This is a genomic window from Cellulosimicrobium cellulans, from assembly GCF_042723955.1.
GTDB classification, from domain to species: Bacteria; Actinomycetota; Actinomycetes; order Actinomycetales; family Cellulomonadaceae; genus Cellulosimicrobium; species Cellulosimicrobium cellulans_H.
In genome coordinates, this window is record NZ_JBHXIC010000011.1 from 43,008 (window position 1) to 53,903 (window position 10,896).

8 protein-coding genes are annotated in these 10,896 nt (G+C 74.1%); 3 read left to right on the forward strand and 5 right to left on the reverse strand.

Annotated elements, in window-relative coordinates; translation table 11 throughout:
- Nucleotides 1–18: 18 nt before the first annotated feature.
- Nucleotides 19–960 (reverse strand): NAD(P)-dependent oxidoreductase, encoded by a 942-nt coding sequence (locus ACFWH7_RS05120; RefSeq protein ID WP_378215373.1) that lies wholly within the window; start codon nt 958–960, stop codon nt 19–21.
- Between the two features lie 221 nt (nt 961–1,181).
- Here ACFWH7_RS05120 and ACFWH7_RS05125 point away from each other — a divergent pair, with 221 nt between their 5' ends.
- From ACFWH7_RS05125 to ACFWH7_RS05135, 3 genes are read left to right on the forward strand one after another with little or no spacing between them, the layout of a single operon-like run.
- Nucleotides 1,182–2,669: an APC family permease gene (locus ACFWH7_RS05125; protein WP_378215375.1), complete on the forward strand. Its 1,488-nt coding sequence runs from the start codon at nt 1,182–1,184 to the stop codon at nt 2,667–2,669.
- Nucleotides 2,666–3,199 (forward strand): hypothetical protein, encoded by a 534-nt coding sequence (locus tag ACFWH7_RS05130; protein WP_378215377.1) that lies wholly within the window; start codon nt 2,666–2,668, stop codon nt 3,197–3,199. The genes ACFWH7_RS05125 and ACFWH7_RS05130 overlap by 4 nt, the downstream gene beginning before the upstream one ends.
- Nucleotides 3,196–4,599: a dipeptidase gene (locus ACFWH7_RS05135; protein WP_378215378.1), complete on the forward strand. Its 1,404-nt coding sequence runs from the start codon at nt 3,196–3,198 to the stop codon at nt 4,597–4,599. The genes ACFWH7_RS05130 and ACFWH7_RS05135 overlap by 4 nt, the downstream gene beginning before the upstream one ends.
- A 7-nt stretch (nt 4,600–4,606) precedes the next feature.
- Here the strand turns inward: ACFWH7_RS05135 and cydC are convergent, their stop codons facing one another.
- The 4 genes from cydC to ACFWH7_RS05155 are packed head-to-tail and all read right to left on the reverse strand — an operon-like array spanning nt 4,607 to nt 10,877.
- Nucleotides 4,607–6,451 carry a thiol reductant ABC exporter subunit CydC gene (gene cydC / locus ACFWH7_RS05140; protein ID WP_378215379.1) on the reverse strand — a complete coding sequence of 615 codons (1,845 nt, stop codon included), beginning with the start codon at nt 6,449–6,451 and terminating at the stop codon, nt 4,607–4,609.
- Nucleotides 6,448–8,214: a thiol reductant ABC exporter subunit CydD gene (gene cydD / locus ACFWH7_RS05145; RefSeq protein ID WP_378215380.1), complete on the reverse strand. Its 1,767-nt coding sequence runs from the start codon at nt 8,212–8,214 to the stop codon at nt 6,448–6,450. The genes cydC and cydD overlap by 4 nt, the downstream gene beginning before the upstream one ends.
- Nucleotides 8,211–9,323, reverse strand: coding sequence for a cytochrome d ubiquinol oxidase subunit II (gene cydB / locus ACFWH7_RS05150; RefSeq protein WP_378215381.1), 1,113 nt, complete (start codon nt 9,321–9,323; stop codon nt 8,211–8,213). Before cydB ends, cydD begins: the two co-directional genes overlap by 4 nt.
- A 39-nt stretch (nt 9,324–9,362) precedes the next feature.
- Complete coding sequence (locus ACFWH7_RS05155; RefSeq protein WP_378215382.1) at nt 9,363–10,877, reverse strand: cytochrome ubiquinol oxidase subunit I; 1,515 nt, start codon at nt 10,875–10,877, stop codon at nt 9,363–9,365.
- Nucleotides 10,878–10,896 lie beyond the last annotated feature (19 nt).

Sequence of the window (10,896 nt, forward strand, 5' to 3'; positions counted from 1 at the left end):
CGCGACTATTTCATGCACTCAGCGGGGGACGACGTTGCGGAGCTCGCGGCCCGCGCGGAGCGCGTCGAGGTTGGCGTTCACGAGGTCCGACGCCCGCTGGGGGCGGTTGCCCGCGACGTGCGGCGTGAGGATCAGCCGGGGTGCGTCCCACAGGGGTGACCTCTCCGGCAGGGGCTCGGTCTCGGTGACGTCCAGCGCGGCCCCGCCGAGGCGGCCGTCGCGCAGCGCCGCGACGAGCGCGTCCTCGTCGACCGTGGTGCCGCGACCGACGTTGACGAAGACCGCGTGGTCGGGGAGCTGGTCGATCCGGGCGGCGTCGAACGCGTGCCGGGTCGCGTCGAGGCTGGGGAGCAGGGAGACGAGCACGTCGGTCGTCGCGAGGACGTCCGGGAGGTCGTCGTCCGTCACGACGCGGAAGCCGTGGCGCTCGCCGCGGCTGCTCGCGACGCCCGTCACCTCGGCGCCCAGGGCCGCGAGCAGCGGCGCGAGGCGCGCCGCGATCGAGCCGAACCCCCAGACCGTCACGCGCGCGCCGTCGAGCGTGTAGCGCGCGGCGGTCGCGGGGTCGGCCTGCGCGCGGTTCACGGCGGTGTCCCACCGGTGCTCGCGCTGCGCCTCCCCGAGCACGTCGAGCCGCCGCACCGCCGCGAGGACGAGCGCGAGCGCGTGCTCGGCGACCGGGCCGTCGTGCAGGGACCGGCCCGACGTGATCGTCACCTCGGGCCCGAAGCCGGCGCCCAGCACCGCGTCCGGCCCCGCCGCGAGCGTCTGGACCCAGCGCAGGCGCGAGAGCCGCGCGGCGGCGTCCGCGAGGTTCGCGGCGGTGTTCGCCCACGCGACGAGGACCTCGGCATCGGCGTCCTCGGAGCGGAACGGCGCCGCGGCGTCGTAGCCGACGACCTCGTCTCCCGGCCCCGCGTGCACGTCGAGGGCGATGGTGCTGGGCACGAGGATCTTCAACGCTGCTCCCGGGGTCGTCCGTCGTCGTCGTGGCCGGCCCGGCGCGGGACGGGTCGCCTCGCGAACGTATCACCGGGTCCGCGGTGGCCCCGTCCGCGCCTCCCACCTGGGCCTCCCCAGGCGCGACCTCGCCCCCGGGGATATGTTCGCGATGTTCCGACGACGCGCCGTCCGCGCGCCGTCCCGGTCGGCCCCGCGGGGTCACGGCTTCGGGGGTGGGGATGGGCTCGTCCACGGGCGCGCCGACGCACGCGGAGGTGCGCGCGGCGATCACGGCACGGACGCCGAAGAACTACATCACCTGGCTCACGCTCGCGTTCATGATCACGTCGTCGGTCGCGAGCCTGCGCGCCGCGCCGACGATGGCCGTCTACGGCCTCGCGGCGGTGTTCCTCTACATCGTCCCGGCGCTCGTGTTCCTGCTGCCGACGTCGCTCGTGTCCGCCGAGCTCGCGTCCGGCTGGTCGGGCGGGGTGTACCGGTGGGTCGCGGACGGCGTCTCCAAGCCGCTCGGCTTCCTCGCCATCTGGTGCCAGTTCGCGATGACGATCTTCTACTACCCGAGCCTGCTCGGGTACGTCGCGAGCACGTTCGCGTACGTCATCAACCCGAGCCTCGCGAGCAACGGGCTGTACGTGGCGATCGTCATCGTCGTGCTCTTCTGGACCGGCGTGTGGCTCTCCTCGCAGGGCACCAAGACGGTCGCCGGGCTGTCGAGCTGGGGACTGATCATCGGGACGCTCATCCCGGCGGCGATCCTCGTCGTGCTCGGCATCGTGTTCCTCGCCCAGGGCAACCCGTCGGCCGCGCCGATGGACGCCCAGCACCTGCTCCCGGCCTGGACCGGCCTCGCGTCCCTGGTGCTCATCGTGAACAACTTCCTGTCCTACGCGGGCATGGAGATGAACGCGGTGCACGTGACGACCCTGCGCAAGCCGTCGACGGAGTTCCCCCGGTCGATGTTCCTCGCGATCGGCCTCGTGCTCGTCATCTTCATCCTCCCGGCCGTCGCCATCAGCTGGGTGATCCCGGCCGACCAGCTCAGCCTCACCGCCGGCGTGATGCAGGCGTTCGACGCGTTCTTCGCCAACTTCGGCGTGAGCTGGCTGACGCCGATCCTCGGCCTCATGCTCATCGCGGCGTCCCTCGGCGGGATGCTCACGTGGCTCGCCGGGCCGTCCAAGGGCCTGCTCACGGTCGCCCGCGAGGAGGGCTACCTCCCGCCGTTCCTGCAGCGGCTCAACAAGCACGGGGTGCAGCAGAACATCCTCGTCACGCAGGGCGTCGTCACGACCGGCATCGCGCTCCTGTACGCCTTCATCCCCGACGTCTCGAGCGCCTACTGGATCCTGTCCGTCATCACGACGCAGGTGTACCTCGTCATGTACCTGCTGCTGTTCGTCGCGGCCGTGCGGCTGCGCCGTCGTGCACCCGACCACCCGCGCGGGTACCGCGCCCCGGCGCTCACGCTCCTGTGCGTCGTCGGGTTCTGCGCGTCGGTGGCCGCGATGATCATCGGGTTCGTGCCGCCTGCCCAGTTCTCCAGCGGGAACGTCGGGGTGTACGTGCTCATCGTGGGCGGCGGTCTCGGCATCATCGGCCTGCTCGTCCCGGCGCTGTTCTACCTGCTGCGCAAGCCGTCCTGGAAGGACCCCGAGGCTGCGGCCATCGCGGCGGCGGACGAGGCGGGGGAGGGCGAGGCGGCATGACCTCGACGCGCCCCGACCACGTCCCCGTGCACGAGCCCGAGCCGGTCTCGTCCAAGCGGTGGGTGACGTACACCGCCGCCGCGCTGCTCCTGGTCGCGCTCGGCGCGGTCATGCTGATCGTCTTCGACGACGTGCGGTCCCACCGCGACGCGCGCGAGGCCGAGCAGAAGGCCGCCGAGCTGCACGACCGCTTCGCCGAGATCGGGATCACGGCCTTCAGCGAGGAGACGATCGCCGACGTCCTGGGCGACGACGGGGGTGGCTTCTGCACCGACCCGGCCGCGCTCGTCGAGGCGACGGCGAACCTCGGTGCCGCGAACGGGGCGGCCGGACCGGGGCTGCGTCCGTCCGTGCTCGACGAGCGCCGGCTCGCGGGTGACCGGCTCGTCATCGAGGTCTACTGCCCCGACCAGCTCGACGCGTTCGACGCCTACGTCGACTCGCTCGACCTCGACCCCGGCCGCACGACCAAGCCGGGCAGCGACGCCGGCGAGGGAGCCGACAGCACCCCGATCGAGGAGGACGCATGAGCCAGCAGGGCACCGGAGCACGCCCCGACGGCGCCGGTCACGTCGAGGAGGTGCGCGCCGCCGTCCGTGGCCTCGTGCCCCGCGCGCTCGACGACCTGCGCACGCTCGTCGCCATCCCGTCCGTCGCCGACGAGCGCCTCGTCCCGCGCGCCGAGTGCGAGCGGGCCGCGCAGTGGGTCGCCGACGCGTTCCGCGCCGAGGGGATCGACACGCGCCTCGAGGTCACCCCCGACGGGTCGCAGGTCGTGCTCGGGCACCGCCCGGGACCCGACGGCGCGCCGACCGTCCTGCTCTACGCGCACTACGACGTGCAGCCCCCGTTGGACGACGCCGCGTGGACGACCCCGCCGTTCGAGCTCACCGAGCGCGACGGCCGGCTCTACGGCCGCGGCGCCGCCGACTGCAAGGGCAACGTCGTCACGCACCTCACCGCGCTGCGGGCCCTGCGCGCGCTCGGCGGCGAGGACTACCCGGTCGGCGTGCGGCTCGTCGTCGAGGGCTCGGAGGAGCAGGGGACGGGCGGCCTCGACCGGTGGGTCGAGGCGAACCCGGGGGCGCTCGCGGCCGACGCGATGCTCGTCCAGGACACGGGCAACGCCGAGCTCGGCCTGCCCACGCTCACCGTGACGCTGCGCGGTGCGGCGAACGTCGTCGTGCACGTCGAGGCGCTCGACGGCGAGATCCACTCAGGCATGTTCGGCGGGGCGGCACCGGACGCGCTCGCCGCGCTCGTCGCAGTGCTCGCGAGCCTGCGCGACGAGAACGGCGACACGACGATCGACGGTGTGCCGGCCGCCGTCGCGCACGGGACGTGGGACGGCGTCGCGTACGACGAGGACCAGTTCCGCCACGACGCGGGCGTGCTCGACGGCGTCGGCCTCGTCGGGACGGGGAGCGTCGCCGACCGGCTCTGGGCGCGCCCGGTGGTGACGATCCTCGGGATCGACGCGCCGAGCGTGGTCGGCTCGGCCGCCGCGATCCAGCCCCGCGCCTCGGCCCGGCTCAACCTTCGGGTCCCTCCCGGCTCGGACGCCCAGGACCTCCAGGACAAGCTCGTCGCGCACCTGGAGGCCCACGCCCCGTGGGGCGTCCGCATGCGCGTGGAGCGCGACGCCGTCGGGCAGCCGTTCGCGGCCCGCACCAGCGGGCACGTCTTCGACACGCTCACGGCGGCGCTCGCGGACGCGTACGGGCGCGAGACGGTGACCGCGGGGCAGGGCGGGTCGATCCCGCTGTGCAACGTGCTCGCCGGGCAGTACCCGGACGCGGAGATCGTGCTCCTCGGCGTCGAGGAGCCGGCGTGCCTCATCCACGCCCCGAACGAGTCGGTCGCGCCGAGCGAGATCGAGAGTCTCGCGGTCGGCGAGGCACTGTTCCTCGCGCGTCTCGGCGAGGGTTGACCCGCGATCAGCGGTGGGCCGGCGCCTCCTGGTCGAGCGCCCACCGGTACGCGGGGAGCCCGAGCAGATCCGCGTGCGTCCCGCGCGCGACGACCCGCGCCGGAGCGTCGTCCGGCGCACCGTCGGGAACACCGAGGAGCAGCACCTCGTCGACGGCCTCGAGCGCGCTGAGCCGGTGCGTCGCCAGGACGACGCCGCGCCGTGCCACTCCCGACGGCGAGCCCGCCGGCGTGCGGGTCGTCGCGACGAGGTGCCGCACGAGCGCGTCGGCGCCGGCCGCGTCGAGGTGCTCGGCCGGCTCGTCGAGCAGGAGCAGCGGTGCCGGTGACAGCAGCGCCCGAGCGACGAGCAGACGACGACGCTCGCCCCCGGACACGGTCGTGGCGTCCGGGCCGAGCAGCGTCTCGATACCGTCCGGCAGCGCGGCGAGCCAGGCGTCCAGGCCCACGTCGTGCAGCGTCGCCGCGGCCTCCTCGGTCGTGACGTCGCCTCGCGCGACGCGCAGGTTCTCGAGGACCGTCGTGTCGAAGACGTGCGCGTCCTCGGTGACGAGAACCACGCCGCGCGCTGCGGCCTCGCGGGGGAGGGCGATCACGTCGGTCCCGTCGAGCGTCACCCGGCCCGCGAGCGCGGGGACGAGCCCGGCGGCGGTCGCGAGCAGCGTCGTCTTGCCGACGCCGGACGGCCCGACGACCGCGACCGCGCGCCCGGGGCGCAGGTCGAGGTCCACGCCCGCCACGACGACGCGCGCCGTCCCCGGCCAGCCCGCCGCGACGTCGTCGAGAGCGAGCGACGCCTGCTCGGGGGACGACGGCTCCGCCGGGCCGGGGACGGAAGCGTCCGCGGCGCGGGCCGTCGCGGTGACGCGGGGTGCGGAGCCGTCGAGGAGCGCGACGACGCGCGCTGCGGCCTGGCGCGAGCGGTGGAGCTGGACGGCAGCGGCGGGCAGCGCGTTCGCGGCCTCGAACACCGCGAGCGGCGTGAGCACGATGACCGACAGCTCCACGGGCGCGAGCGTCCCGGCCGTCACCGCTGGGATGCCGAGCAGGAGCGACGCGAGCACGGCGAGGCCGACCGCGAGCGCGGCGATCCCCGCCGCGACCCCGGCGGGGCGGGCGCCGTCGTCGGTCACGCGTGCGAGGGCGCGGTCGGTCGCGCGCAGGTCGTCGAGGCGCGCCTCGAGACGGCCGGAGACGGCGAGCGGGCCGGACTGCTCGAGGATCTCGAGCGTCGTCGCGGTCATCGCCGCGCGCGTCTTTGCACCGCGCGCCTCGACCTCGCGCGCCGATCGCGCGGAGAGCCACGGTGCGACGACCGCGGCGAGGAGCAGGCACAGCGCGAGGGTGACGCCCGCGGCGGGAAGGAACGCCCCGACGAGCACCACGGACCCCACGGAGATCGCCAGCGCGACACCGGCCGGGACGAGGGCGCGCACGACGACGTCGCCCACCGCGTCGACGTCCGCACCGACCCGGGCGAGCAGGTCGCCGCGCCGCAGCCCGACGAGCGCGGCGGGCGATCCCTCCGCCAGGGCGGTGTAGAGGTTGGCGCGCAGGGCGGCCATGCCGCGCAGCGCGACGTCGTGCGAGGCGAGGCGCTCGAGGTAGCGGAAGACGCCGCGCGAGATGCCGAAGGCGCGGACGCCGACGACCGCGACGGACAGCGTGAGGACGGGCGGCATCTGCGACGCGCGCGCGATGAGCCACGCGGCGACGGCAGCGAGGCCGACGGCGCTCCCGAGCGAGAGCGTGCCGAGCACGACGGCCCACACGACGCGGCGCCAGCGCACGTCGAGCAGCCCGACGGCGCGCCACAGCGGGTCGTTCGCGACGCGAGGACGGGGACCGGTCACGGGTGCCTCCCCTCGCTCGTCGCGCCCGCCGGTTCGAGCAGCGTCGGCTCCTCGTCCCGCCCCGCCTCCCGCACGGCGGTGGCTTCGAGGGGCGCGGAGCGCACCTCGACGACGTCGTCGGCGGCGCGGACGAGCGAGGCGCGATGGGCCACGACGACGACCGTCCGGCCCTGGTCGCGGAACGTCCGCACGGCGTCGAGCACCACCTGCTCGCCGCGCGCGTCGAGGTGGGCGGTCGGCTCGTCGAGCACGACGAGAGGCACCTGGGCGGGGTCGCCGAGCAGGGCCGCGGCGAGCGCGACACGCTGGCGCTGACCCACGCTCAGGCCGACGCCGCCGCGCCCCACCTCGGTGTCCCACCCGCCGGGCAGCGTCGCGAGCACGGTGTCGAGGCCGGCGGTGCGCGCGGCGCGGTCGAGATCGGCGTCGCTCACGGGCAGGCCGCCGGCGACGACGTCGCGCAGCCGGCCCGGGGCGAGCACCGGGCGCTGGGGGAGCCACGCCACCTGGGGCCAGAACGTCGTGGGGTCGACGTCGGCGAGGTCCGTCGGCCCGACACCCGGGCCGGTCAGGGTGACCGTGCCGCGGTCGGGCCGGACGAGGCCGAGGAAGACGAGCGCCGTCGTGGTCTTGCCCGCACCGCTGGGCCCGGTGAGGGCGACGACGCGGCCCGACGTCCCGAGCCGGAGCTCGAGGTCGAGGTCGGCGGGCGCGAGCACGTCGCGGTCGCCGGCCCGGACGCTCACGCCGTGCAGGGCCAGCGTGGTGCCGGCGAGCGCGGGCGCGGGGGTCGTCCCGGGCTCGGGAGCCTCCTCGTCGAGGACCGCGAACGCCTGCTCCGCGGCCGCGATGCCGTCGGTGGACGCGTGGAAGTGCAGCCCGACCTGGCGCAGCGGCAGGTAGACCTCGGGCGCGAGCACGAGCACCGCGAGCGCGGGCTCGAGCTCCATGCCGCCGTGCACGAGGCGCAGCCCGACGCCCACCGCGACGACCGCCACCGACAGCGTCGTGAGGAGCTCGAGGACCATGCCGGAGAGGAACGCGATGCGCAGCGTGCCCATGGTCGCGCGCCGGTTGGCGTCGCCGAGCGCGCGCACGCGCCGCTCCGGTCCGCGCGCGCGGCCGAACGCGAGGAGCGTCGGCAGCCCGGCGAGCAGGTCGAGCACCTGCGCGCCGAGCCGCTGCATGACGACGAGGCGCCGCTCCGACGTCCCGGCCGTGAGCCGCCCGACCAGGACCATGAAGACCGGGACGAGCGGGATGGTCACGGCGATGATCACCGCCGAGACCCAGTCGAGCCCGAGCACGACGGCGAGCGTCGCGGGCGTGACCGTCGCGGCGAGCAGGAGCTGGGGCAGGTACCGCACCATGTACGGCTCGAGCGCGTCGAGCCCGCGCGTCGCGAGCGTGGCGACCTCGGGTCCGCGCCCGGACGCGAGCCACCGCGGCCCGAGCGCCACGGCGTGCGTGACGACCTGCTCGCGCAGCTCGGCCACGGTGCGCGTCGCGGCCCGCAGCGCGAACCGCTCCTGCGCCCAGGACGTCGCGGAGCGGGCCGCGACGACGGCGGCGAGCAGCCCGACCCGCGGCCCGAGGTCGGCCAGGTCGGCCGTCCCCTGGATCGCCGGCGCGAGGACCGACGCGAGCACGACCGCCTGGGCGACGACCAGGGCCGCCGTGGCGAACCCCAGCCCCGCTGTCAGGACGACGTACCCCCGTGCGGCCCGCGCGTGGCGCAGGAGCCGCGGGTCGAGCGGCTTCACGAGCCGGAGCCTCCGCCGTCGGTCAGGCCGCGTCCGGCCGAGCCGCCCGAGGACGCCCCGCCGAACGCCGCCTCGCGGACCTTCTTGAGCGAGAGCCCGGCGGGCGCGGGGATGTCCTTGGTCGAGAGGCGGCGGCGGAACACCCAGTAGGTCCACGACTGGTAGGCGATGACGAGCGGCGTGAGGATCACCGCGACCCACGTCATCACGGTCAGCGTGTAGTCGGTGGACGACGCGTTGTGGACCGTCAGCGAGTTCGCCGGGTCGACGGCGGGCATGACGTCGGGGTACATCGAGCCGAAGATGAGCACGACGGCCGCGACGATCGTCACCGCCGAGGCGGTGAACGCCCAGCCCTCGGCGCCGCGGCTGTTGGCGACGAGCGCGGCGACGAGTCCGCCGGCGGCGAGCACGACGGCCGCCCACGTCCAGGGCACGGAGTACGCGACCTGGGCCCACACGGCCCACCCGCCCGCGAGCACGAGCGCCACGACGCCGAACACCGAGGCGTGCTGGCGCGCGCGGGCGCGGATATCGCCGTCGGTCTTCAGGGCGACGAAGACCGAGCCGTGCAGCAGGAACAGGCTCAGCGTGACGAGGCCGCCGAGCAGCGCGAACGGCGACAGGAGCGAGAAGAACCCGCCGACGAACTGGTGGTCGGCGTCGAGCTGCACGCCCCGCACGAGGTTCGCGAACGCGACGCCCCACAGCACGGCGGGCACCCACGACCCGACCTGGATCGCGACGTCGCAGCGGCGCGCCCAGCCCTCGTCGCGGATCTTGCCGCGGTACTCGAACGCGACACCTCGCACGATGAGCGCGACCAGGATGAGCAGGAGCGGCAGGTAGAAGCCGGAGAAGAGGGTCGCGTACCACTCGGGGAACGCGGCGAACGTCGCGCCGCCCGCGGTGAGCAGCCAGACCTCGTTCCCGTCCCAGACGGGCCCGATGGAGTTGATGAGGACGCGGCGCTCCTTCTCGCGGTGCTCCTTGTCACCGCGCGGGAGGATCGACAGCAGCATGCCGACCCCGAAGTCGAAACCCTCGAGCACGAGGTAGCCGGTCCACAGGACCGCGATGAGCACGAACCAGACGACGGCGAGATCCACGGTGGTGTCCTCCTGAGATTCTGGACGGGTCCGGGCGCGTCAGTACGCGAAGGACAGGGGACGGTCGGCGGCCTCGGTGCCGTCGTCGGGCGGTTCCTGGGCCTCCGGCGACTCGTCGTGCACGACGAGGGGGACGCCCTCGACCGCGTAGCGGCGCATGAGGGTGAACCACACGGCGGCGAGCGCGCCGTAGACGAGCGTGAACACGATCATCGACGTGAGCACGACGCCGGGGCTCACCACGGTGGACACGCCTCGCTCGGTGAGCAGGCGGATCTGGTCGATGCCCGTGGGGTTCGGGGCGACGACCCACGGCTGGCGGCCCATCTCCGTGAAGATCCAGCCGAACGAGTTCGCGAGGAACGGCATGGGGATCGCGATGAGGCCCACCCGGGCGAACCACTTGTTGTCCGTGACCCGGCCCTTGCGGGTGAGCCACAACGCCATGAGCGCGAGGAGCACGGAACCCGCGGCCATGCCGATCATGAGCCGGAAGGACCAGTAGGTCATCGCGAGGTTCGGCGTGTAGGTGACGGGGTCGCCCGAGGCGGTGACGTCGCCGTAGCGCTCGGTCATCTGCTCCTGGACGTCCTCGACGCCGGGCAGGTAGCTCTCGGGGCCGGAGAAGTGGCCCGTGCCGAGGTACGAGGCGAGGCCGGGGATCTCGATGAGGTGCTTGACGTTCTCGCACGAGTTCGACAGGTCGCCGATCGTGAGGATGGAGAACGCGGCGCCCTCCTGCCCCTGGCACAGCGCCTCGGCCGAGGACATCTTGCCGGGCTGCTGCTCGTACATGATCTTGCCCTGGATGTCGCCGGACGCGGCGACCCCGAGCCCGCCGACCAGCATCGCGACGACGCCGAGCGTGACGGCCGGGCGGTAGACGTCGCGCGCGAGCTCGACGTTCTCCGCCTTCCTGGTGCGGACCAGCCGGACCATCCACCAGGCCGCGATGCCGGTGACGAACGTGCCGGCCGTGAGGAAGGTCGCCGTGATCTGGTGCGGGAACGCGGCCCAGAGCGTGTTGTTCGTGAGGACGGCGCCGATGTCGTTCATCTCGGCGCGCCCCGTCTCGGGGTTGTAGATCGCGCCGACCGGGTGCTGCATCCACGAGTTCGCGGCGAGGATGAAGAAGGCGGAGAGGTTGGTCGCGATCGCCACGGCCCAGATGCACGCGAGGTGCACCTTCTTGTTGAGGCGGTCCCACCCGAAGATCCACAGGCCCAGGAACGTCGACTCGATGAAGAACGCGGCGAGCGCCTCCATGGCGAGCGGGGCGCCGAACACGTCGCCGACGAAGCGCGAGTACTCGCTCCAGTTCATGCCGAACTGGAACTCCTGCACGATGCCGGTCACGACGCCGAGCGCGAAGTTGATGAGCAGGAGCTTGCCGAAGAACTTGGTCAGGCGCAGCCACCGCTCGTTGCCGGTGCGCACCCAGGCCGTCTGCATGATCGCGACGAGGGGCGCCAGGCCGATCGTCAGCGGGACGAAGATGAAGTGGTAGACGGTCGTGATGGCGAACTGCCACCGGGCGAGATCCAGGGCTTCCACGTGCGCTCCTCGGGGGGCC